Raw genomic sequence first — 23,385 nt, 5'->3', positions numbered from 1 at the left:
CAGCCGAATAAGCAAAGACTTAACGCCCGGCGTCGCGGGGGCCCACACTTGCGGCATGACCCTCACGCAGCTCGGCGCGTTCGTCCTCGTCGCCCGGCTCGGCTCGGTGAAGGAGGCCGCCCGGGCGCTGAACGTGAGCGAGCCCGCGGTCTCCCAGGCCCTCGCCGCGCTTCGGCAGCACCTGACCGACCCTCTTCTGGTCCGCGGGCCCGGCGGGATGACGCTGACCGAGGGCGGCACCCGCCTCCTGCCGATCGCGTCGCAGATGGTGGTGCTCGGCGCGGAGGCGGAGGGCGCGGTCCGCGCCGCCCAGGGCGCACCGGAGGCGCTGCGGGTCGTCGCCGTCCCCGCCATCGCGGAGTTCGTCGCGACCCCGCTGCTGGACGCGTTCGCCGCCCGTTCCGCACGCGAGGTCGAGGGAAGCGCGGGCGTCGTCGCCGGGCGCGAGATGCCCGTCCTGCTGCACAACCGCCTGGCGGACGTGGCACTCGGCCCTCACCTCGCCGACGACCAGGGCCTCGTCAGCGAACCGGTGTTCCGCGCGAGCCTGGTGGCCGTCGGCACCGCGGCCGTCCCGCACCCGCTGTGGCTGGTCGACCCGTCCGGCACCGACCCGTCCAGCGAGACGTCCCGGCTGCTGCGCCGCCTGAAGGTCCCCGAGGACAGGGTCCGCGTCTACCCCAACCAGACCGCCGCGTGGGGGGCCGCCGCCGACGGCGACGGTCTCGCCGTCGCTCTCGCGCACCTGGTCGCGCCGCGCGTCCAGCGCGGCGAGCTGCGCGTCATCGCGACCCCCGCGACCCCGGTGGAGATCCGCTGGCACGCCACGACGCTGGCGCCCGACCGCCGCCCGCCCCTGTCCGGCTCGTTCCGCCGGTTCCTCGGCACCGCCGAGGCCCTGCACATCATGCGCTCCCCCGGCTCGGGCGTCCCCCCGTCCCGCTTCCGCCCCCCGGTCTACGTGACGATCTGGAGCTGACCGGGGCCGCGTGCACGGCCCCGGTCAGCGCGGGATCAACCCGCCGAGATGATCTTCTCGGCCACCGAGGGCGGGACCTCGGCGTGCGAGTCGAACTGCATCGTGAAGACGCCCCGGCCGGAGGTCCTGCCGCGCAGGTGCCCGACGTAGCCGAACATCTCCGACAGCGGGACCAGGGCGCGGACGACCCGGGCGCCGGCCCGCTCGCCCGTCCCCTCGACCCGGCCGCGGCGGGCGTTGAGGTCGCCGATCACCGCTCCCAGGTACTCCTCCGGCGTGGTGACCTCGACGGCCATCACCGGTTCGAGCAGTACCGGGGACGCGCGCCGGACGGCCTCCTTGAACGCCATCGAACCGGCGATCTTGAAGGCGAGCTCGGACGAGTCGATCGGGTGGAAGTCACCGTCGAGCAGGGTGACCCGCACGCCCGTCAGCTCGTGCCCGGCGAGGACGCCGGTCTGCATCGCCTCCTGGCAGCCCGCGTCCACGGACGGGATGAACTCCTTCGGGATCCGCCCGCCGGTGACCCGGTTGACGAACTCGTACCCCTCCTCGATGGGTTCGAGGGAGATCTGCACCTTCGCGTACTGGCCCTTGCCTCCCGTCTGCTTGCGGTGCGTGTGGTCGAGCTTGTCCACGCGGCGCCGGATGGTCTCGCGGTAGGCGACGCGGGGCCGGCCGACGTTGGCGCCGACACCGAACTCCTCCTTCATGCGGTCGATGAGGATCTCCAGATGGAGTTCGCCCATGCCGCCGATGACGGTCTGCCCGTTCTCGTCGTGGACCTGGAAGGACGGGTCCTCTTCGGAGAGCCGCTGGATGGCGGCGCCGAGCTTCTCCCTGTCGCCCTTGGACTTCGGTTCGATCGCGACCTCGATGACCGGGTCCGGGAAGTCCATGGACTCCAGGACGACCGGATGCCCGTCGTCGCACAGCGTCTCGCCGGTCGTGGTCTGCTTCAGGCCCATGACCGCGACGATGTCGCCCGCGCCCGCCGACCCGATCTCCTCGCGGCGGTCGGCGTGCATGCGGTAGATCTTGCCGATGCGCTCCTTGCGCGACTTGACGCTGTTCAGCACGGACGTCCCGGCCACCAGCCGTCCGGAGTAGATCCGGACGAAGGTGAGCCGGCCCAGATACCGGTCGCTCATGATCTTGAACGCGAGCGCGGACAGCGGTTCCTCGGCCGTGGCCGGCTCGATGTCCGGCGGCGACGGCAGGTACCGCACGACCGCGTCCAGGAGGGGCTGGACGCCCTTGTCCTTCAACGCGCTGCCGCAGAACACGGGAGTGACCGACGAGGCGACCGTGAGCCGCCGGACCGCCGCGTGCAGCTGCTCCTGCGACGGCTCGGCGCCGTCCAGGTACAGCCCCATGAACTCCTCGTCATGCTCGGCGACCGTCTCGATGAGCGTGCCGCGCCACCGCCGGGCGTCCTCGGCCAGGGCCGCCGGGACGTCCACCACCGCGTATCCGTCGTCCGACCAGACGTGGGCCCGCCCGGAGACCAGGTCCACGACGCCCTCGAATCCGGGCCCGGACCCGATCGGCAGCTGCATGACCAGCGGGAGGGCCCCGAGCCGCGAGCCGATCATGCCGACGCACCGGTGGAAGTCGGCCCCGGCCTGGTCGAGCTTGTTGACGAAGCAGACGCGCGGGACGCCGTACCGGTCGGCCTGCCGCCACACCGTCTCCGACTGCGGCTCGACGCCCGCGATGCCGTCGAACACCGCCACGGCGCCGTCGAGGACGCGCAGGCACCGCTCGACCTCGATGGTGAAGTCGACGTGCCCCGGCGTGTCGATGAGGTTGATGGTGTGTTCCACCTCGTCGACCGCCCAGCGGCAGGTCGTGGCCGCGGACGTGATCGTGATGCCGCGGTCGCGTTCCTGTTTCATGTAGTCGAGCGCGGCGGCGCCGTCGTGGACCTCGCCGATCCGGTGCGAGACACCGGTGAAGAACAGGATGCGCTCGGCGGTCGTCGTCTTGCCGGCGTCGATGTGCGCCATGATTCCGATGTTGCGAACCTTGGCAAGGGCAAGGGTCATGGCTGTCATCGGAATCCTCCTGTTCGCTCGATGACGACCGCCGCGGAACAAGATCGTCGCTCGCGGCAAGTGAGACGGTAACGGCGGGGAACGCGCCGAGGCGAAGGATTTTCGGGGGACGCCGGGGAGCGGCCGTTCCTAGGTGGCGCGGCGGCGGTCGATCTCGGAGAGGGTTTCGATGACGCTGCGCAGGTGGGTGCGGGCGGCGCGCTCGGCCGTCTCCGGGTCGCGGGCGGCGATCGCCTCGATGATCTCCAGGTGCTGGGGGAGGGAGACCTGCGGGCGGCCCGGGTGCATGGCGAGCCTGAACTGGTGGCGGACGTTCTGGGCGCGCAGCCGCTCCAGGACGCCGGCGGCCGTCCGCTGGCCGCTGATCTCGCGGATGCGCCCGTGCAGCCGCTCGTTCAGCCGCGAGTAGCCGAACACGTCGCCGGACGAGACGGCGGCGCGCATGTCCTCGCCGATGGACCGCAGCTCGGCGATGTCGGCCTCGCCGGCGCGCTCGGCGGCCTTGGCGGCGCACAGGCCCTCGATCACCATGCGGACCTCGGAGATCTCCACGGCCTCTTCGAGGGAGACCGCGCGGACGCGGGCGCCGCGGTTCTGGAGGCGCTCGATCAGCCCCTCGTTGGCGAGTTCGAGCAGCGCCGCGCGGACGGCGGCGCGGCTGGCCGCGAACCGCTCGGACAGATCGGCCTCGATCAGCCGCTGGTTCGGCACGAACTCGCCGCTGAGGATCGCCTCGCGGATCCCCGCCACCACGTCACTCACGGCCACTCCGAACCCTCGGTCGCATCCGGCCTACCGGACCCCAGGACACGGGCCGGATGAAGCCACTCAATTGTCGCCAATTTTGTCGCTAATCTAGGGTAGCTCAGCAGGGGGCGTCATCGAGGAGGAACGTCATGCCGACCATCGCGGTCCTGGGGCTCGGTGAGGCGGGCGGCGCGATCGGGAACGATCTCGTCGCGGCCGGGGCGGTGGTGCGCGGATACGACCCGGCGGTGCCCGCGCCGGACGGGATGGTCGCGGCGGGGAGCGAGGCCGAGGCCGCCGCCGGGGCCGGTCTGGTGCTGAGCGTCAACAGCTCCCATGACGCCCTGGCGGCGCTCAAGGCGGGTGTCGGCGCGGCCGGCGACGGTGCCGTCTGGGCCGATCTGAACACCGCGTCGCCCGGGTTGAAGCGGGAACTGGACGCCGTCGCGAAGGCGGGCGGGGTCCGGTTCGCCGATGTCGCGATCATGGCTCCGGTGCCGGGACGCGGGTTGCGCACCCCGATGCTGGCCTGCGGCGACGGCGCCGCAGACGTCCGCCGGGTCCTCGCGCCGCTCGGCGCGTCCGTCGAGGTGATGGACGCGGAGGCCGGGGCGGCGGCCGGCCGCAAGCTGCTCCGCAGCGTCTTCTTCAAGGGCCTGGCCGGGTCGGTCGTCGAGGCGCTGGAAGCCGCGCGGGCCGCGGGCTGCGAGGACTGGCTCCGGCAGAACATCGTCGACGAGCTGACGGCCGCCGGGGACGCCACCGTGGAGCGGCTCGTCACGGGGACCTACAGGCACGCCGTGCGCCGCGCCGCGGAGATGGAGGCGGCGACGACCATGCTGGACGAACTGGACGTCCCGCCCACGATGGCCACCGCCAGCCGTGACCTCCTGGAACGCCTCTCTAGCTGACGGGCGGCGTGCCGTGGGTGTGGAAGGACTCGATGGTCTTCAAACCCCACGCCTGGCCCTTCGCTCGTTCCGCCTCCGTCCAGGTGACGGTCTTCCAGTCCGGTGCCAGCACGAGGCGGGCGCACGGGTTGCACAGCTCGACGCGGTTGCCGCCCGGCTCGTAGACGTAGAGAAAGAACGTCTGCTGGATGGCGTGCTTGTGCGGGCCGGTCTCGATGAACACGCCGTTGTCGAGGAAGATGTCGGCCGCGCGGAGGATGTCCTCGCGGGTGTCGGTCGCGAACGCGATGTGGTGCAGGCGGCCGTTGCTACCCGTCCGGTCCCGCGTGTAGACGAGGTCGTAGGACTTGTTGGTGAAGGTGACCCAGCGTCCGGCGATGGTGCCGTCGTCGAGACGGATCTGCTCGGTCGGGTGGCCGCCCAGCACGTCCTTCAGGAAGTCGGTGCTGGGCTCGACCTCGGCGGCCAAGAAGTTGACGTGGTCGAGGCGGCGGACGCAGACGCCCATCGCCGGGTACGCCTGCGCCTGGTTCTTCAGTGCGGGCGCCAGCTCCGGCGGCGCCTGGTACCACTCCGACTCCCAGTAGACCTCCAGCTCGTGGCCGTCCGGGTCGCGGAACACGTAGGCCGGGCCGATGCCGGGGTCGCCGTCGCGCCAGCCGATGCCGAGGCCCGCGTCCTCGATCGCCTTGACGCGGCGGTCCAGCGCCTCCTGGGACGACGTGCGCAGCCCGGTCCGCCGGATGCCGGGCGTGCCGTGCGCCGTGAGCTTGAGGCTGTGGTGCTCGTAGTCGTCCCACGTCCGCAGGTAGACCGAGTCGCCCTCGGTGCCGTTCTCGGTGAGGCCCATGACGCGGGTGAAGAACCACAGGCTCTTCTCCGGTTCGGGCGTCAGCAGCTCGACGTGTCCGACGTGGGCGATCTCGTGCTTGATGGTCATGGTCTGCTCCGGGGGAAGACGGTTCCGTCGAAAAGCTTGCGTGCCGTCCGGACGATGCTCGACCGGCGCACGGTCAGGCCGTCCAGCTCGACCCGCACGTCGAGGCGGCCGGTCGGGTGCTCGACGCTCATCGGGACGCCCGGCGGCGGGAACTCGGCGAGGTCGTGGCCCACCGCGCCGTCCATCAGCACCGCGGTGGCGACGCTGACCGCGCCGAGCACGCCGATCGAGGTGTGCACGCGCAGCGGGATGAACGTGCGCGTGCAGATCGTCCCGCCGTCGCGGGGCGGGGCGAGCAGGGTGGTCTTGGGCACCGAGGCGGCGGCGACGTCGCCGAGGCCCATCAGCTCGCCGGCCCGGAGCCGCAGCGACTGGACGCGGCCGCGCAGCGCGTCGAGCTCGTCCGGGCTCTCGTATCCGGTGACGCCGAGGCCGGACGCGGCCGCCACGACCACCGGCATGCCGTTGTCGACGCAGGTGACCTCGACGCCGTCGACCACATCGCGGAGACGGCCGGTGGGAAGCAGCGACCCGCAGGACGACCCTTCCGTCTCCGCGAAGTCCAGGAGGATCGGAGCGGCGGTGCCGGGCACACCGGAGATGGCGGTTTCCCCGTCGTAGCCGGCCGCCCCGCCGGGTGTGGGGAACGTCGCGGTCGCGACGCTCTGCGAGTTGACCATCCTGATGCGGACGCTCGTCCGCCCGTCCCCCGCCGCGACCAGGCCGCGCTCGACGGCGAACGGCCCGACGCCGGCGAGCAGGTTGCCGCAGTTCTGCCGGTCGGAGACGGTCGGCTCGTCCACGCCGAGCTGGAGGAACAGGTAGTCGACGTCCGCGCCGGGCCGGGCGGCCGGGGAGACGACCGCGACCTTGCTCGTGAGCGGGTGGGCGCCGCCGATCCCGTCGATCTGCCTCGGGTCGGGGGTGCCCATGACGCGCAGCAGCAGGTCGTCGCGTCCGGCCGGGTCGGACGGCAGGTCCCCGGCCAGGAAGTACGCGCCCTTGGACGTGCCGCCGCGCATCACCATGCAGCGAACGCCGGTGTTCACGAGCCGGTGCTCACGGTTCGGTCCCTCACGGTTCGGTGCTCACGGTTCGGTGTACTCCACGTACTCGATGCCCATCCCGGGCAGCCGGTCGCGCAGCCCGTAGCGGTCTAGGCCGAGTTCGCCGCGCTGGAACGCCTCCCGGGTCGCGGCCTCCTTCTCCTCGCGGGCCTTCGAGGCGGTGATCGCGTCCGCGGCGTCCTCGCGCGGGACGCACAGCACCCCGTCGTCGTCGGCGAGGACCACGTCACCCGGCCGGACGACCTGCCCGCCGATCGTCACCGGGACGTTCACCGAACCCGGCGTCGCCTTCACGGTGCCCTGCGCGCTCACGGCGGCCGACCACACCGGGAAGCCCATCGCGTGCAGTTCCGCGACGTCCCGGACCCCGGCGTCGATGACGAGACCGCGCACGCCCCTGTGCTGGAGCGCGGTCGCGAACAGTTCGCCGAACATCCCGTCGGTGGACGGCGACGTGGTCGTCACGACCAGCACGTCGCCGGGGCGGCACTGCTCGACCGCGACATGGATCATCAGGTTGTCGCCCGGCCACGACAGCACGGTCACCGCCGTCCCGCCGATGCGCGACCCCAGGTGGACCGGGCGGATGGACGGCCCGAGATAGCCCGTCCGCCCCATGGCCTCGTGGACGGTCGCGACCCCGAACCCCGCGAGCGCGCCGGCCGCGGCCGCGTCGGCGCGCGGCGTGTTCGTGACGACGACCGTCCTCACGCCAGGACTCCCGTCGTCTGCGGGTACAGCCGGACGTACGCCTCGGCCATCGTGCTGTGCGGGAGCCCCAGGTTCGGGCCCGCGTTCCGCTTCAGCTGCACGCCGCGCCGCTTGGCGAGGTCGGTGTAGTAGTCCCACATGTGCTGCTGCGCGGGGAGGCGCTCCATGGCCTTGCGCTTGCGCTCGAACACCGGGGTGATGTCGAGCAGCACGTCGGGCCTGAAGTCGCACTGCTCCGGCTGGTGCGGCTCGAAGAAGAAGACCGGCGGGGCGCCGAGCGGCTCGCCGGGCGCGTCGTACCCGATCGCCTGCGCCAGCACCCGCGCCTGGAGCGCCATCCGCGCCGCCGCCGGGTGGTCGCCGTTGTAGGGGTCGGCGAGGGTGTGGGTGAGCACGACCGCCGGTTCGAAGTCCCGGTAGACGCGGACGAGCCGGTCCACCAGCTCCGGCGTCTCGGCCAGCGGGTAGTCCCCGGCGTCCAGGAACTCGATCTCCGCGCCGAGTTCCGCCGCCGCGGCCTCCGCCTCGCCGCGCCGGATCCCCTTGATCTCCTCCAGCCCCCTGCCCTCGCGCCACGCCTTGGCGGACTCGCCGCGCTCGCCGAAGCTCAGGCACACGACCTTCGCGCGGTCGCCGCGCTCGGCGGCCAGCGCGATCGCGCCCGCGGCGCGCCACACGAAGTCACCGGCATGCGCACTGATCACCAGAAGGGGGCGGGACGGGGTGTCGGCACTCATGGCACCACACTCTGCGCCTTGTAACCTAAATTGTCAACAATCCTGCGAACATTAGGCGCCGCGGCGGCGGACCTGGTCGAGCAGGAGGCGGCTGAGCCGCAGGAGCTCCTTCTGCGGGTCCCAGAGCCCGGGCGGGTCCGTCCCCGGGCTGCGATGGGGGGTCTCCAGCTCGTCCTGAATCCGCTCGGCCTCGGCGAAAGCCTCCTCGTCCAGCGTCTCGGGCATCTGCGGGACGAAGCCGGCCACCCGCCGCAGGAGGGCGGCGAAGTCCCGCCGGAACGCCGCCTCGACCCACGGGCCCTCCCCGTCGGCTTCCGCCACCAGGCGCAGGGTCCCGGCGATCGAGCGGGTGTAGGACATGACGTTCTCGAGCGCGTTCAGCTGGCGGGGCGGCGCCCACTGGCCGGGGACGTCCCGCCAGCGGACCGAGTACCCCCACCACCTCGCCCGCGGATTGGCGCGCAGGCTGCTCTCGCCCTGCTCGACCGAGTACCGCGCCTGCTCCTGGACCGCCAGCAGCCGCGACTCGCGCTCGTCCCACAGGGAATGGCCCTCCTCGGGGTCGACGACCTCCGCGGCGAGGGTCTCCAGGGCATCGGTCAGGGTGTCCCGCAACTCCTGGACGGCGTACTCCCCCCGCCGCAGGTACAGCGGAGGGAAGACCAGCGCGTTCACGGCCAGCCCGACCGCCAGCCCGATCGTGACGTCGGCGAGGCGCGGCAGCGTGTACTCGACCACCCGCTCCCCGCCGAGCAGCAGCGCGAAGAGCGCGACGAACGCCACCTGGGGCGCCTGCTCGCCGAGCCTGCGCCACCCCTGGGCCATCATGGCGACGACGAGCACGACGACGATCCCGGCCGTGGTCGGCCCGATCAGCAGCCCGACCGGTATCGCGATGCCCGCGCCGAGCACGAACCCGGCCGCGTAGGCGAAGCTCTCCCGGACGGACCGGACGACCGTCGGGTACACGCCGAGCAGCGCGGCCAGCGGCGCGAAGTACGGCTGCGGATCGTTGACCACGAGCTTCGCCAGTACCCACGCCACGACCGCGGCGATGACGGCCTTGACCGTCAGCTTGAGGCGCTCTTCCCAGTAGCGGCGCCCGGCGAAGGGCATCAGATGATTGCGGAGTCCACCGATTCGCACCGGGGCACGGTTCCCCCGGACCGGCCGCCAAACCGCGCCGGACGCGCGGGGGCCACCGCGTGGACCGCCGAGGGGGTGGGGGCTCGGCGGGCCGCGCGATGGCCCGGTTCGCGGGTGCGAGTCCGCGACGTGCGGGTTCGCGACGTGCGGGCTCGCGACGTGCGGGCGTCAGCCGTTGGACGGGTCCAGCGAGCCGACCGCCTCGGGGGTGAGCTTGGCGGGGCGCTCCCGCTGCGGGTAGTGGCCGACGTCGATGCGGGCGACCTCCTTGGCCGTCCGGTAGTCGATCACCGAGATCTGGTTCTTCTCGGAGAGCGAGACGTAGCAGTCATTGCCGTTCGGGCCGGTCTGCGTCCAGTACGGCAGGGCGCCGGTCTCGTAGTGCACGGTCCCGTCCGTGGTCAGGCCGGGCCGGGAGACGACCGAGACGTAGTCGCTGATCGTCCCCGCCATGCACAGCTTGCTCTCGGCGGCGTTCATCGCCATACCGTGGTGGGCGGAGTTCTGCGGGTAGTCGTCGGGGCTCATCGCGGCGGCCTCGTCGCTCAGCGGCAGCTCCACGGTCCGCTTGATCCGGCCCGCCTCCAGGTCGTACTCGACGAACCCGTTGAGGTAGGAGAGCTGCGCGTACATGGTCTTGTTGTCGCGCGTGAAGACCGCGGGACGGATCCCGTAATCGAACTCGTAGGTGCGCACGTGCTCGAACGTGTCCGGGTCGACCGCGGTGACCGCCCTCGACCCCTTGAGCCCGTTGAGGACCTTGGGCAGCGAGGTGATCCCGATGCTGGAGTTGTAGAGGACCGACCCGTCGGGCGAGTAGTCGTTGGCGTGCGGGTAGGCGCCGGTGCCGAAGGTCGCCACCAGCTCGCCGGTCGCGGTGTCGATCACCTCGGCATGGCTCGCCGTGGTGGCGCTGACGACGAACTTCGTCCCGTCCGGGGACAGCGCGGCGTGGTCGGCCTTGAAGCCCTCGGTCTTGCGCCGCCACAGCATCTCCTTGGTGGCGATGTCGAACGCGACCGCGTCCGACAGCGCGCCCCGCGAGACGTAGATGGTCGTGCCGTCGGGAGATACGGCCATGTCGTCGACGAGCTTGGTGTAGCCCTGGATGTTGTTGACGACCTCGTAGCCGATGCGCTCCACCACGTTCATCGCGTCCAGGCGTTCCTGGAGGTCCGGCACGAGGTTCATCGAGCCGATGTTCTCGTAGGTGGCGGTGTCGATGAAGCTGACGGTGCCGCCCTGGCCGTTGCCGACGGCCATCACGTCCCGCAGCTGCACCGCCTCGGCCCTGGGGGTGACGCCGCCGGCCAGCGCCGTCACCGCCGCCAGGAGGACGCCGACGAGGAGCGCGGCAGGTCTGCGGAGACTGAGGGAGTGCATGACGACCTCCGGTTGGGGGTTGGTCTCCAGTCTGAAAACGGCTGTATTCTGACTTGGTTACTGGACGGTAAGACAAGAGGCCGCTCGCCACAAGGCCCATTTGCGGCAAAATGCCGTCTCGGGCGGCCGGAGGGAGCGACGTGGCAGGCAGGCGCGCAACGCCGACCGGCAGATACGGCGGCAGGTCGGCCGCGGAGCGGCGCGCCGAGCGGCGCCGCAGGTTCCTCGACGCCGGCCTCGAACTGTTCGGCCGCGGCGCCGGCTACCGGGCCACCACCGTCGCGGGCCTCAGCGAGGCGGCCGGCCTGTCCACCCGGCAGTTCTACGAGGAGTTCAACTCCCTGGAGGACCTCCTCGCCGACCTGCACCTGGAGGTCAACGACACCGCCGAGCAGGCCGTCGTCACCACCCTGCCGGACGTCGCCGGGCTCCCCCTGGCCGAACGCACCGCCCGCCTCTTCCGCGCCTACGCCGCGAGCATCACCGCCGACCGCGCCCGCATCCGGATCGCCTTCGTCGAGGTCATCGGCGTGAGCCCCCGGATGGACCGCCAGCGCCTCGCCCGCCGCGCCCGCTGGATCGAGTTCATCTGCGCCGAGGCGGCCGCCGCCGCCGAACGCGGCGAGATCGCCGCCCGCGACTACCGCATCGCCGCCGCCGCCTTCACCGGCAGCATCACCGGCCTCCTGCACGACTGGGACGCCGGCTGGGTGGAAGCCAGCCTCGACGACCTGATCGACGAACTCGTCCTCCTGCTCCTGGGCCGCCTCCACGCCGCCGACGGCGGGCCACGCCTCACCGGCAGGGATGGATAGATCCTCCGTCAGCACGCCCTTACCCCCGTTGACGCGCACCGAGAAGTTCGGCTAGAAGCGGGACGGGGACCTTTCCGGCCGGCGCCCGGGGGACGGAGGACGATCTTGACGAAGGTCGTTTCCACGGCGGACGGACGAGAACTCGCCGTGGACGAGTGGGGCCTCCCGACCGGTTTCCCGGTCTTCCTCCTGCACGGCACGCCCGGCAGCAGGCTCGGCCCCGTGCCGCGGCCCATGGTCCTGTACCAGCTCGGAGTCCGGCTCATCACCTTCGACCGGCCCGGCTACGGCCGTTCGGACCGGATGGCCGGACGTGTCGTCGCCGACATCGCGGCCGACGTGCGGCTGCTCGCCGACGTCCTCGACCTGGAGGAGTTCGCCGTCCTCGGACGCTCCGGCGGCGCCCCGCACGCCCTCGCCTGCGCGGCCCTGCTCCCCGGCCGGGCCACCCGCGCCGCGGCGCTGGTCGGGCTCGCGCCCGCGCAGGCGGAGGGCCTGGACTGGTTCGAGGGGATGGCGCCGTCCAACACCAGGGAGTACATGGCCGTCCGGGGCCAGGGGCAGCTCGTCTCGGCCAGGCTGCACTCGATCGCCGACCGGATCCGGGCGAACCCGGCCCAGCACGTCGCGAACCTCTACGCCGGACTGCCCCAGTCGGACCGCCGCGTCGTCCTCCAGTCGGGGATGCGCAGGATGCTGCTGGAGACGTTCACGGAGGCGTTCCGCACGTCCGCCGACGGCTGGATCGACGACCTGCTCGCCTTCTGCGCGCCGTGGGGCTTCGAACTCGGCGACATCGTCGTTCCGACGATGCTGTGGCACGGCGCGAACGACACCTTCTCCCCCGCCGGGCACTCCCGCTGGCTCGCCGACCGGATCCCGACCTCGACCGTCGTCGTCCAGTCCGGCTCGGCCCACTTCGGCGCGTTCAACGTCCTCCCGGACGTGCTGACCTGGCTCGCCCGGCCGGGAGACCACCGCTCAGAGCGGCTGTAGCTCCAGGTCCCGGTCCACGCGGACGCCGTCGCGGACCTCCGCGATGACCGGGTGCGGATGCCTCTCGGCGAGGACCAGCAGCCCGGCGGCCGCCCGCTCGCGCAGCTCTCTCGCCTCCGAGACGCGCCCCATCCCCTCCAGCGTGATCGACAGGTTGGACCGGCAGGTGTGGGTGTCGGGATGGTCGTCCCCCAGCAGCCGCGACAGCATGACCATCGCGCCCCGCTCCCGCGCCTCGGCCTCCGCGAAGCGCCCCGCGTCGCCCAGGCAGTTCGTGACGTTGTCCGCGGCGAGCGGGACGAACGGATGCTCGGGGCCGAGCATCCGGGTGAGCTCGGACAACGCCCGCTCCGTGCGGTCGCAGGCCTCCTCCAGGTCGCCGGTGCGGCGCAGGTGGTATCCGAGGTTGTTCTCGATCATCGCGGTGTAGGGGTGGTCGTCGCCCATCACGCCCCGGTACCTGGCGAGCGCGGCGCGGGTGCGGTCCCGGCCCCCGACCAGGTCACCGGTATCGGACATGCAGGCCGCGACCTCCAGGTCGGCGGGCATCGTCTCCGGCGACTCCGGGAAGTACCGCTGGTAGCGGGCGTAGATCTCCTCCGCCAGCACCAGCGCCTCCTCCCGGAGACCCGCCCTGCGCAGCGACCGCGCGAGGTGCTTGCCGGTGCGGAGCGTGTCGAGGATCTGGTCGCCGATGACGTCCAGGTACCTGCGGTACACGTCCCGGAGGATGTCGACGGCCGCGTCGAAGTGCCCGGACTCCCGCAGGTCCCGAGCCAGGTTCGACTCGGAGAACAGCGTGTACGGGTGGTTCTCGCCGAGGAGGATGCGGCGCTGCTCCAGGGCGTGCTTGTCGTAACGGTAGGCGCTCTGCCAGTCACCGGTGAGGCGGTAGTCGAGTGCCAGGTTGTGCGCGACCATCAGCGTGCGCGGATGGTCCTCGCCCCAGGGCTCGGCGGCCTGCTCGTACGTGCGCTTGTCCAGGGCGAGCGCCTCCTGGAACCTGCCCTTCGCCCGCAGGTCGGCGGCCAGGTTGCTCGCCGTGATGAGCGTGTGGGGGTGCGTCGGGCCCAGCGCCGCCGACTGCTGCTGCCGCCGCAGCACGTCGCTGTCGAGCTCGTACGCCTCGTCGACGCGCCCCTGCGAGCGCAGCACATTGGCGATCTGCGAGTGGAGGAACAGCCACTGCCAGTGGTCGCGGCCGAGCTTCCCGCTCCACTCGGCGGCCAGTTCCCGCCCGGCGGCCATCGCGCTGTCGAACACGCCCCGCTTCCACTGGTACCTGACGAGGTCGGTGAGCATCTGCCGTACGTCCTCGTCATCGCACTGCGCCGCGGCCGAGGGCTTCACGTGCGGCAGGATCTCCTCCAGATTCGGCCAGTTGACCGGATCGTCGGTGTCGCCGTGCTGCGGCCGGGCCCCCAGCAGGATCCTGTGCACGTCGTGGCGGCTCGCCTCGGCGACGTCCGGGTCCAGCCCGTGCCGGATGACGGCCTGGACGAGCGGATGCACCTGGATGGACTTGTTGCCCTGGTCGACCTTGGCGAGCGCGAACCGGCTGATCTCCCGGACGTGCTTGCCGATCACGAGCTTGTCGCGGAGCGTCTCATCGTGGCGGGCCAGGATACGGGCCGCCTCCTTGCTGTAGACCAGGTCGAGCGCGATCGGCTCGGAGGAGAAGAAGGCGAGCAGCTCCAGCAGCCGGGCCGCCGCCGGGGACGCCTCGCGCAGCTGCCGGAACGTGACGCTCCAGGTCATCGCCACCGACTGGGGGAAGGACTCGCCGCTGCGCTCCAGCGTGGAGGCGGTCTCGTGCTCCAGCTCGTCCAGGTACTCGCTCGCCGGCATGAACGTCGAGGCGAGCCAGGCGGCGGCCTGCTCGATCGCCAGCGGCAGGTGCCCGAGCGCCTTGCCGATCTTGCGTGCGTTCTCCTCGGAGATCTCCTGGACGCGGCGCATCAGGTGCTCGGCGGCCTCGCTCTCGGTGAACACGTCCACCTCCAGCGGCGTGGCGAGCTGGGTCCAGGCCGGGTCACGGGAGGTGATCAGGACGTGCCCGTCGCCGCCGGGCAGGTAGGACGCCAGTTCCTCGGGGTCGTCGGCGTTGTCGAAGATGAGCAGCCAGCGGGAGGTGGGCTCGCCGCGGCGCAGCGCCTCCAGCGCCGCGCCGGCGGCGTCGGCGAGGCTGTCGCCGACCCGCAGTTCCAGCTGGGCGGCGAGGCCGGCGAGCGCGCTGCGGATCGAGTCGGTCGACTGCGCGCTGATCCACCACACGAGGTCGTAGTCGGCCTTGAACCGGTGGGCGTACTCCAGGGCGACCTGCGTCTTGCCGACGCCGCCGAGACCGTGCAGGGCGATCGGCGCGACGATCCGCCGGGTGGCGCCGAGCAGTTCGTCCCGGATCGCCTCCAGGAGCCGGCCCCGGCCGGTGAACACGGCGTTGCGCCGGTCGGCGTTCCAGATGGCCGGCGCGGTCCGGGCGGCGCCGGGGAAGCGCGGCCCGACCCGGGAGTGCTCGGCCGGGTGGTCGAAAGTGTAGCCCGGCCGGCCGAGCGCCCGCACGAGTTCCTCGGCGCCGCCGCGCTCCCCCCGCCCGGTGAGGTCGAGCGGGACGCGGTCGCCGAACGCCGAGCCGAGCGCGGCGCCCTGGACCCGGACGACCGTCAGCCGGCGGTGCGGGGCCGCCGTGCGGCCGCCGAGCGGGTCCCACACCCGCTGCGCCTGCGCGGAATGCACAGAGTCGGGTGACACGAGAACGATCGTGTGCTCACCGGGCCCGGCGGGCTCGTCGTCCGGCACGTCGTACGCCGCCGCGTCGACGCTGCGGGCGGTGACGCGGAACCCGGCGCGGCCGAGCACCAGCGCCATCCAGTCGGCCCACGGCCGGTCCGCGGAGGCGTAGCTGATGAGGACGTCGGAGATCTCCGCGGGGCCGCGCCGGGTGAACCGTTCGAGGGTGGCGAGCCGCAGTTCCTCGTCGATGGGCGAGTACTCGCTCACCCACCCATCGGTGATCACCTTGGTGAGCCGCTCGAACGCCGCGAGCATCGAGTTCGGCGAGCCCGGCGCGTCCCCGAACGTGGCGAGGGTCTCCTCGAAGGCGTAATAGGGCCGGTACGGGATCTCGATGGAGAGCCAGTAGCCGTTCGCGTCCTGCCGGGACATGCCGCGCGGGAAGCGGTCGAAACGCGCGCGGGCGTACGCGCGGCCCGCCTCCACCTTCGCGTTCTCGCCGAAGTCGATGCGCATGGGAACCGGCAAGATGCGGATGGGCCGCACATGGTCGCGCCTGTCGATGTTCATGGCGATGTCGGCGGCGCCGTCTATGCTCTGGTAGCTGAGCGTGAAGCAGTCCACCAGGATGTCGGGGAACTGCAGCGTGCAGATGTCGGCGATGTCGCTGTACCCGGTGCGGCTGTCGATCAGGACGTAGTCGTAGTGCCGCCGCATGTCCTCGCGCAGCGCGTCGAAGAACTGGCCGCCGCCGAGCCGCCCGTAGAAGTTGTCCCAGTCCAGGGTGCGGGTGAGCGAGGAGTAGTTCCTGTTCTGGCGTCCGGCGGAGATGAAGTCGAGCGTCCCGTCCCCGGGGAACTCCCAGTCCAGGGTCACCGCGTGCCGCAGCACCCGCGCGTATTCACGGTGCCAGTCCCGCCGGTCGTCCTCGTGCTTGGTCGTCGTCGCCCAGGAGTACTCGTCGAGCATGTCGATGACCCCGGGCGTCGAGGTCAGGATGTCCTGGTCGAGGAACGGATGGTAGTACTTGTGCAGCCCGGGGGATTCCAGGTCCCAATCGATGACCAGCACCTTCTGCCCGGCTGCGGCCAGGATCCATGCGACGTTGGCGAGCGCGCTCGTGCGCCCGGTGCCGCCCTTGTAGGAGTAGAAGGTGACGATCGTTCCGGTGTTCGCCATGGAGATCTCCTCGCCTAGGACTCCGGATCCCGGAGTGTGGGCCGGGATGTGGAGGGCGGGGCCTGCGGCGGATGGACGTCGGTCGTCCTCAGATGCCGGGTGAGCGCCTCGTTGACGGCCTTGGGGAGCACGTCGCGGAACGCTCGGGCCGAGGTGACACGCGGGGCCGAGCCCTTCACCGCGCTCGCGTTGGGCAGTACCTCCGCCAGGTCCGCGCCGAGCGCGTCGGCGCGCTCCGCCGTCTCCGGATCCTCGTAGTTGAACGGCGCCAGGAGGGGGGCCGGGTCGCGGTCGCCGTCGATCTGCTGGAGCCGCTTGCCGATGACCCGGTCCTTGACCGCCCACGGATCGACGACGAGCACCCCGGGCGCGTCCATCGGGTCCTGCGGCGACTCGTCCGCGGTCTCGACGATGGACTCGTGTCCGAGCTCGCTGAGCACCTGCGCGGCGAACGAGCCGATCGGCATCGTGTGCTTCTCGGTACGGAACGGCGTCCACTCGCGGGGCGTCCGGCCGTAGTAGTAGGGGTCCCGGCCGGGTGCCAGCTGACCGATCGCCTGCGCGGCCAGCGTGAGCCGGACGGCGGGACGCGGCGATCCGGGCGTCGCGTCGGAGAACGGGCTCTGCACCGTCGCCAGCGCCGGGACCTCGCTGAAGGGAAGGGCGCACTCGGCGGCCCGGTCCTTGACGACGGTGGCCAGCCGCAGCACGGTCTCCTTGTACTGCTCGCGGAACCGGCCCAGCTTCATGATCCCGTAGAGGCCCTCGGTGCCGTAGGCGGGCGGGAACTCAGGCGGGATGTTCTGCATGCTGTGCAGCGGTTCGGGGATCTCTCCCATGCTCATCCGCGTCCACAGCGCCGGGATGATCGCCGGCGGGCTGTCCAGCCCGGCGGTCTGCGCCTGGTAACGGCTCAGGAACGCCGCCCATTCCTTGCCGCAGTACGCGCTGGTGAAGTAGGCGGGGGAGAACAGCGCGACGAAGACCCGGCAGTTCGCCAGCGCGTCCGCCAGCTGGTCCGGCCACTCGGTGCCGACTCCGATCTGCCTGTCCATGAAACCGGGATTATGTGCGCCCGTAGCCTGGCTTATGTCCTGGCAGAGATCATTGAAGAACTTGGCCACCCAGCGGTCGCCGTCCTCGGGCCGGTAGCGTGGCCTGGCATAGCTCAAGAAGAAGTGCGGGCGCGCCTCTTCCGCCTGCCTTCTTCCCGCCATGCCGCTCCCTCGGAGGTTTCATCAATGTATAGCGGCAGGAGCGGCGAGATTACAGCCTGTCAAATGTGCAGTTTTACCGATTCGACGGCCGGGCCGGCGCGTCCCAGGACGCCAGGGTCCGGCGCATCGTCTCGACGAACTGCTCGCCGAGCCCGGTCAGGGCCCCGCACTCCTGGAGCGTGCGGGTCGCCTCGAGCGTCTTCGGGTACCAGTCGCCGAAGTGCCGGGCGGCCTCGGCGGCGACGCCCGGGTCGGGGTCCCGGGTCCGCCGGAGCCAGAAGTCGGCGACGGCGACGTGGGCGTACGTGCCTTGCAGGAGCCCCTCCAGGGGACGCGTGTCCCGGCGCCAGGGCGCGTGGTACAGGCGGCGGTCGGCCTTGTCGTAGAGGTCGGCGAGATCGAGGACCGCGCCGAGCTTCACGTGCTGGAACTCGTGCAGGATCAGCAGGCACAGCATCGCCGGGCTGCCCGGCAGCGCGATCCCGACCGACCCGTAGGCGTCCCGGGCCGCCGAGCTGGCGCTGGCACCGGACGCGGGCGGGTCGAGCGGCACGATCGTGGTCAGCGCCTCGGCGACCGCGGGGGCGTACTCCGCGTACTCCTTCTCCAGGAGCGTCCACGCCTCCGCGAAGAAGGTCTGCCACCGCGCGAACTCCGCCGCGCCGAGCCGCCCCGCGGCGGGGTGGTCGTGGCGGTCGCGGAGCGGGTCGAGGTCGTCGAGCGCGACGGTGAACGCGCCGGCGGTGAGGCGGCGGACGGGCTCGAACCGCACGGCGCCGTCGACATCCAGCCGGCCGGCGTCGACGCGGACCGTGGTCTCCCGCCTGCCCGGCACCTCGTGGCGCCCGATCCCCGGGAAGTAGACGGCGCCGTCGCGCACCGGGACGGTCAGGGTGACGTTCTGGACGGCCCGCGCGGCCGTCAGGCACGCGACGGTGGCCAGCAGTCCGTCATCGGGTGCCGGTCCGCCTGGCGGCCCCGCGCCGCCCGGCGGGTTCAGGGCGTGGAGCCGTTCCACGGTCCAGGCCCGCACGTAGGGATGCGACAGGGCCCAGTCGTAGGCGTCGCCGTCCGCGGCGCCGATCCGCTTGATGACCTCCCACGCCTCCGACGGGGCGGTGGCGGCGCCGGCCGCGGCGATCAGGCTCCGGCGGCTCACCGCCTGCGCCGTGCCGAGCCGCGCGATCGCCGCCCGGTCGCCGTGCCCCGTCGCCACCGACCGCACCACCGCGGGCGGCAGCAGGTGCGGCGCGCGGGTGGTCCGGTCCTGGACGTGGCCGATCAGCGCCCGGAGGTCTGCGCAGAAGACGCTGGGGTTGGCGAAGCCGGAGCCGTCGGCGGCGTACCGGTGGGCGAACAGCCCGCCGCCGCAGGTGCCGACGACCGGGCAGGCCCGGCAGGTTTCGCACAGGGCCGCCAGCCCGCCCTGCCGTGCCCCGACGCCCGCGTGCCGCCCGGCGTCGTCGACCGAGTGCCGGAACACGTCCATCCCGGTGTCCGGGGCGCCGTCGAAGGCGGTCTTCAGCGAGTCGGCCTGCTCGTAGCCGCCATCGGTCTCCACGACCAGCAGATCGCCGGCCTCCAGCCCCAGCGCCTCGGTGAAGCTGGGGCCGCCACGCGCCGTGCTGATGATCGAGTCGAAGACCCGCACCGGCACCGGCCGGCCGTCCCGCAGCCAGCGGTCGGCGATGGCGTTCAGCCAGTCGCCGTAGGCGGGCGACGGCGCGGGGGGCGGCCGCTCCCGGGTGTGGTGGGGCCACAGGAAGTCGATCGCGGGCGGTCCGTGCGCCACGAGCGCCTCGTAGACGGCGATCGGGTCGTTGGCGACGTCGATGGTGCACAGCAGCCCGGAGTAGAGGTCGGGATAGTCGGCCCGGAGCAGGTCGATGGCGCGGACGACCTTGTCGTAGCTGCTGCGCCCGTCACGGTACAGGCGGTGCCGGTCGTTGGCCGCCCTGTCACCGTCGAGCGAGATGCCCACCCTGAGGCCCTGCTCGCGGAACAGGTCGCAGAACCGCCGGTCCAGCAGGACGCCGTTGGTGTGCATCCGCAGGTCGATGTCGCAGACGTCGCGGAGCGGGGCCCGCAGGGCCGTGATGAGGGCGCGCAGGTGGTCGGGCCCGGCCAGCAGCGGCTCTCCGCCGTGCAGCACGAGGCAGACCTCGGTCAGCTCGTGGGTGCGCGCGTGCTCGGCGATGCGTGCGGCCGCGCGCTCCATGGTCTGCACGGACATCGTGGCGGAGCGCCTCCGCCAGCTCTGGTCCGCATGCTCGAATACGTAGCAATGGTCACAGGCCAGGTCACATCTGCTGTGCACCTTGAGCACGAATTGCCGGAACAGGGCTGGCGGAGGCATGGCGTCGTTGTGTTCGTTGTGTTCGTTATGTATGTGGCGTGGTATCAGATGAAGGAGTTGAACGCCGCGACCCGGACGGCCTCGGAACCGTCCCCGTTCATCTCGTTCGCGCGGGTGAATCTGGCCACGATGTCGGCGGTCTCGGGGGCGACCGCCAGTTCGCCCGGAGGCAGGTCCCGCAGGTCGGTGATTTCCGGCGCGCCCGCTTCTTCAATAGTGATCATGAGTTGTCCATTCGCATGGTTACAGTACGTGACGACAGTATGCCCATCCGTGGGCCGACTATCGTGCAGGCGGCCTTTTGGGACGTCCCTGGCCAAGCTTTATGCAGGCCCGAACGAACCGTACCCGGGACATTCCCATAGTGACCCGCCCCCCGCAACAAGGATGTAGAATCTGTTCTCGGTCAGTGACCGGATGCCGGTTCGACGCACGTCCCGGCCGGGCGGGTTCACCGCGCCGGTGACCACAGTGGGACACCCCCAGAGTGGACTTTTACCCACAACCTTGACGCGCGGCAAAGACGCCTTTCCACTCGAAGTGTGGAGGCACTCGCCGAATCACATTATCCAGCGCTTTTTCGGGCGGCGGACACGAGCGCGGCGACCGGGCAGCACCGGTTGCTCGTCGCGACCGCGCTGCGGCTCGGAGCGCTGCTCACCGCCGCCGTGCTCGGGACGCTCACGTTCCAGGTGAGCCGGGTCGACGCGGCGGCCCTGCTGGCGGCGGCCGGGCTCGGCATCGGCCTGGTCATCGAGGTCTACCTGCTGACCGAGCGGCCCGACCGGCAGTGGTACGAGTCGAGGGCGGCGGCGGAGTCCGCCAAGACCCTGGCCTGGCGGTTCGCGGTGGCCGGCCAGCCCTTCGGCGTGAACGACGTGGACGACCGCGCCGCCGAGTCGCTGCTGCTGCACCGCTTCTCGGTGATCCGCGGCAACCTGAGCCGGCTGGTCGTCGACCACGACGCCGGCGGGCTCCAGGTCACCGACGAGATGCGGGAGCTGCGGGCGTGCGACCTGGACGTGCGCAGGCGCGCGTACCGGGCCGGCCGGATCGAGGACCAGTACCGCTGGTACAGCCGGCGCTCGGCCGAGCACGGGCGCAGCGTCGCGCGCTGGTCGGTGTTCCTGGCCACTCTGGAGGCGTTCGGCCTGATCGCCGCCGTCCTCAACGCGGTGGGAATGCTCGGCCTCGACCTGCCGGGAATCGTGGCGGCCCTCGCGGCGGGCGGCCTGGCCTGGGTGCAGACACGCCAGCATCAGCAGCTCGCCACCGCGTACGGCATCGCGGCACAGGAGCTGGCCGAGGTCGCCTCGCGGGTCGAGTGGCCGGATTCGGAGCCGGAATGGGCGCACTTCGTCGACGAGGTCGAGGAGGCCATCTCCCGGGAACACACCCTCTGGTGGGCGTCCCACGCCTGAATCACCCTGCGCGACGGAGGAGGCCCATGCGGATCGCCATCACCGGTCACCGGGATCTCGACGAGCGGACCACCGCCCTGGTGGACGCCGCGATCCGCGGGCGGCTCCGCGCACGACCCGCGCGGGAGTTCACGGGCGTGTCGTGCCTGGCCGCCGGCGCCGACCAGATCTTCGCTCGCGCCGTCCTGGAACTGGGCGGCGATCTGGAGGTCATCGTCCCCGCCACCGGCTACGCCGCGGCGCTGGGCACCCCGGCGCGGGGCGGCTTCGAGGAGCTGAAGGCACGCGCGTCACGCGTTCGCGCGCTGGCGCACGCCCGACCCGGCCCAGGCCCCTACCGCGACGCCGGCGTGAAGATGCTCGACCGCGCCGACCATCTCATCGCCGTCTGGGACGGGACGCCGGCGCAGGGGCCCGGCGGGACCGCCGAGGTCGTCGAGAACGCCCGCACGGCCGGCGTGACCGTGCACGTCATCTGGCCCGCGGGCGCGCGGCGCACCGGAACGCCGGCAGGCGGGTGACCGACCGTGGGTCAGGGCGCTTCCTTGTACGCGCGCAGGTCCGGGGCCGCGGGGGTGAAGATGGCCAGGCGGGCGCCGGCGGGGTCGGTCAGGATGGAGAAGCGGCCGGGCTCGATGTCGGTCGGCGGGATGCGGACGCGCGCGCCGAGTTCGGCGGCCCGCGCGGCGGAGGCGTCGCAGTCGGAGACCCAGAAGTAGGGGGTCCAGCGGGGAAGGCCGTCCGAGGGCCACCGCTCGTCCAGGGAGACCATGCCCGCCACGGCCCAGTCGCCGACCTTCCAGTTGGTGTAGACGGGCCGGGCGTAGGGGCGGTCGACGGCCTTCCAGCCGAAGACCTCGCCGTAGAAGCGGCGGGCCTCCTCGATGTCGGAACACGCCAGTTCGACCCAGCACATCGCGGACGGCTCGTCGACGACGCCGGCGCCCTTGAGGTTGTAGGCCACCCAGAGGGCGAAGTCGGCGCCCTGGGAGTCGGTGCAATGGGCCAGCCGGCCGAGGTCGGCGAGGTTCATCGGTTCGAGGAGCACCTGGCCGCCGGCGGCGCGGACCGCGTCGAGCGTGGCCGGGAGGTCGTCGGTGCGGAAGTAGATCGTCCAGGCCGAGCGCAGCGAGTCGTCGGCGAGCCCGTACATCCCGCCGATCTCGGGTCCCTGGATGCCACCGAGGGTGAACACTTCGAACTCCCCCACCTCGGGGGCGGTCAGCGTGTAGGTGTCCCAGCCGAACAGCGCGCCGTAGAAGTCCCTGGATTTCCCCATGTCCGAGCTGGCCAGCTCCGCCCATGACGCGTAACCCGGGGGAAATCCGTTCATCTCGGGCATGGCAGACCCCTCGAAGCTCGCATGCCTTTCACGCTAGGGACATGTGCGCAATCTCCGTTTTCGGAAACCGCCAAGCCCGCCTCAATGTTTCAGATGCTGGTGACGGTCTGTAGCAGGCCCCAGACGAAGTGCGCCGCGAAGGTGCCGTCGGGCGTGGTGAGGGTCGCGTGCCAGCGGCTCGGCACGTCGCCGTCCTGCTGGGCCACCGTCCCGAAACGCCCGTCGACGTCGCCGACCACGCAGGACCACGGAACGAGGTCGCCGACGGTGTCCAGCCGAGGTGCGGGGACGCCCTCGCCGCGGACGAGCCACTCGTGCAGGACCGGCCCGCCCGGCGCCATCATGATCTCGAAGCGCAGACCGGGCCACAGGGGCAGCGGCGGCCACCAGGCGACGTCGCAGGCCACGTCGCCGATCCGCTGCTCCCGCGTCCCGGCGGGCGGCCCGAGGACGGCCTCGTAGCGGCGCAGGCCGCGCGGGAACGAACGGGACCGCAGGATGCGCTGCCAGCGGGCGTTGACCTCCCGCATCTCGGTCCGGGACGCGCCCAGTTCGCGCATCGCGTCCTCGACGAGGCCCGGCTGGTAGTCGGCCATCCGGCGGAGCAGCACGAGCTGGAACTCCCGCCGCGCGAATCCCTTCATCGCC

Annotated in this window: 20 protein-coding genes; 6 read left to right on the top strand and 14 right to left on the bottom strand. The window is 71.8% G+C overall.

Going from position 1 to position 23,385, the window contains the following annotated elements:
• Positions 1-55: 55 nt before the first annotated feature.
• A complete protein-coding gene (locus E1285_RS05105; protein WP_132148559.1) occupies positions 56-979 on the top strand; it encodes a LysR family transcriptional regulator in 924 nt (307 codons plus the stop codon).
• A 35-nt stretch (positions 980-1,014) separates the two neighbouring features.
• On the opposite strand, the gene fusA is transcribed toward E1285_RS05105, so the two are convergent.
• Complete coding sequence (fusA, locus tag E1285_RS05100) at positions 1,015-3,036, bottom strand: elongation factor G (RefSeq protein ID WP_132148557.1); 2,022 nt, start codon at positions 3,034-3,036, stop codon at positions 1,015-1,017.
• Between the two features lie 129 nt (positions 3,037-3,165).
• Complete coding sequence (locus E1285_RS05095) at positions 3,166-3,798, bottom strand: GntR family transcriptional regulator (protein WP_207946409.1); 633 nt, start codon at positions 3,796-3,798, stop codon at positions 3,166-3,168.
• Positions 3,799-3,932: 134 nt separating this feature from the next.
• On the opposite strand from E1285_RS05095, the gene E1285_RS05090 reads away from it, so the two are divergent.
• Complete coding sequence (locus tag E1285_RS05090) at positions 3,933-4,694, top strand: NAD(P)-dependent oxidoreductase (RefSeq protein WP_132148555.1); 762 nt, start codon at positions 3,933-3,935, stop codon at positions 4,692-4,694.
• Here the strand turns inward: E1285_RS05090 and E1285_RS05085 are convergent.
• From E1285_RS05085 to E1285_RS05060, 6 genes are all read right to left on the bottom strand, one after another.
• Positions 4,687-5,634 carry a catechol 2,3-dioxygenase gene (locus E1285_RS05085; RefSeq protein ID WP_132148553.1) on the bottom strand — a complete coding sequence of 316 codons (948 nt, stop codon included), beginning with the start codon at positions 5,632-5,634 and terminating at the stop codon, positions 4,687-4,689. The two genes, E1285_RS05090 and E1285_RS05085, sit on opposite strands and share 8 nt — an antisense overlap.
• Entirely contained in the window at positions 5,631-6,683 is a 1,053-nt protein-coding gene (locus E1285_RS05080) for a 4-oxalomesaconate tautomerase (RefSeq protein ID WP_243722570.1), read from the bottom strand. Before E1285_RS05080 ends, E1285_RS05085 begins: the two co-directional genes overlap by 4 nt.
• 39 nt (positions 6,684-6,722) lie before the next feature.
• Entirely contained in the window at positions 6,723-7,412 is a 690-nt protein-coding gene (locus E1285_RS05075; RefSeq protein ID WP_132148551.1) for a 4-carboxy-4-hydroxy-2-oxoadipate aldolase/oxaloacetate decarboxylase, read from the bottom strand.
• Positions 7,409-8,149: a PIG-L deacetylase family protein gene (locus tag E1285_RS05070; RefSeq protein ID WP_132148549.1), complete on the bottom strand. Its 741-nt coding sequence runs from the start codon at positions 8,147-8,149 to the stop codon at positions 7,409-7,411. The genes E1285_RS05075 and E1285_RS05070 overlap by 4 nt, the downstream gene beginning before the upstream one ends.
• Positions 8,150-8,200: 51 nt before the next feature.
• Positions 8,201-9,265: an FUSC family protein gene (locus E1285_RS05065; protein ID WP_132148547.1), complete on the bottom strand. Its 1,065-nt coding sequence runs from the start codon at positions 9,263-9,265 to the stop codon at positions 8,201-8,203.
• A 198-nt stretch (positions 9,266-9,463) separates the two neighbouring features.
• Positions 9,464-10,678, bottom strand: coding sequence for a YncE family protein (locus E1285_RS05060; protein WP_132148545.1), 1,215 nt, complete (start codon positions 10,676-10,678; stop codon positions 9,464-9,466).
• A gap of 140 nt (positions 10,679-10,818) precedes the next feature.
• Between E1285_RS05060 and E1285_RS05055 the strand changes: the two genes are divergently transcribed.
• Complete coding sequence (locus E1285_RS05055) at positions 10,819-11,493, top strand: TetR/AcrR family transcriptional regulator (RefSeq protein WP_132148543.1); 675 nt, start codon at positions 10,819-10,821, stop codon at positions 11,491-11,493.
• A 105-nt stretch (positions 11,494-11,598) separates the two neighbouring features.
• Positions 11,599-12,489 (top strand): alpha/beta hydrolase, encoded by an 891-nt coding sequence (locus E1285_RS05050; protein WP_132148541.1) that lies wholly within the window; start codon positions 11,599-11,601, stop codon positions 12,487-12,489.
• On the opposite strand, the gene fxsT is transcribed toward E1285_RS05050, so the two are convergent.
• The 4 genes from fxsT to E1285_RS05030 form a co-directional block, all read right to left on the bottom strand.
• Positions 12,475-16,401 (bottom strand): FxSxx-COOH system tetratricopeptide repeat protein, encoded by a 3,927-nt coding sequence (gene fxsT / locus E1285_RS05045; protein ID WP_132148539.1) that lies wholly within the window; start codon positions 16,399-16,401, stop codon positions 12,475-12,477. The two genes, E1285_RS05050 and fxsT, sit on opposite strands and share 15 nt — an antisense overlap.
• Positions 16,402-16,415: 14 nt before the next feature.
• Positions 16,416-17,618, bottom strand: coding sequence for a TIR-like protein FxsC (locus E1285_RS05040; protein WP_132148537.1), 1,203 nt, complete (start codon positions 17,616-17,618; stop codon positions 16,416-16,418).
• Between the two features lie 73 nt (positions 17,619-17,691).
• Complete coding sequence (locus E1285_RS05035) at positions 17,692-19,974, bottom strand: FxsB family cyclophane-forming radical SAM/SPASM peptide maturase (protein WP_132148535.1); 2,283 nt, start codon at positions 19,972-19,974, stop codon at positions 17,692-17,694.
• A 44-nt stretch (positions 19,975-20,018) separates the two neighbouring features.
• Entirely contained in the window at positions 20,019-20,198 is a 180-nt protein-coding gene (locus tag E1285_RS05030; protein ID WP_132148533.1) for a hypothetical protein, read from the bottom strand.
• 318 nt (positions 20,199-20,516) lie between these two features.
• Between E1285_RS05030 and E1285_RS05025 the strand changes: the two genes are divergently transcribed.
• Positions 20,517-21,395, top strand: a complete 879-nt coding sequence (locus E1285_RS05025; RefSeq protein ID WP_132148531.1) for a DUF4231 domain-containing protein — start codon at positions 20,517-20,519, stop codon at positions 21,393-21,395.
• A gap of 26 nt (positions 21,396-21,421) precedes the next feature.
• Positions 21,422-21,916, top strand: a complete 495-nt coding sequence (locus E1285_RS05020; RefSeq protein ID WP_132148528.1) for a hypothetical protein — start codon at positions 21,422-21,424, stop codon at positions 21,914-21,916.
• An 11-nt stretch (positions 21,917-21,927) separates the two neighbouring features.
• Here E1285_RS05020 and E1285_RS05015 read toward each other — a convergent pair whose 3' ends face one another.
• Together E1285_RS05015 and E1285_RS05010 are read right to left on the bottom strand one after the other, a co-directional pair.
• Positions 21,928-22,728 (bottom strand): VOC family protein, encoded by an 801-nt coding sequence (locus tag E1285_RS05015; RefSeq protein WP_132148526.1) that lies wholly within the window; start codon positions 22,726-22,728, stop codon positions 21,928-21,930.
• Positions 22,729-22,826: 98 nt separating this feature from the next.
• A complete protein-coding gene (locus E1285_RS05010) occupies positions 22,827-23,381 on the bottom strand; it encodes a hypothetical protein (RefSeq protein ID WP_132148524.1) in 555 nt (184 codons plus the stop codon).
• Positions 23,382-23,385 lie beyond the last annotated feature (4 nt).

The sequence above is a fragment of the Actinomadura sp. 7K507 genome, from assembly GCF_004348425.1.
Taxonomy (GTDB): domain Bacteria; phylum Actinomycetota; class Actinomycetes; order Streptosporangiales; family Streptosporangiaceae; genus Spirillospora.
This window is presented reverse-complemented; position numbering and strand designations above follow the sequence as displayed.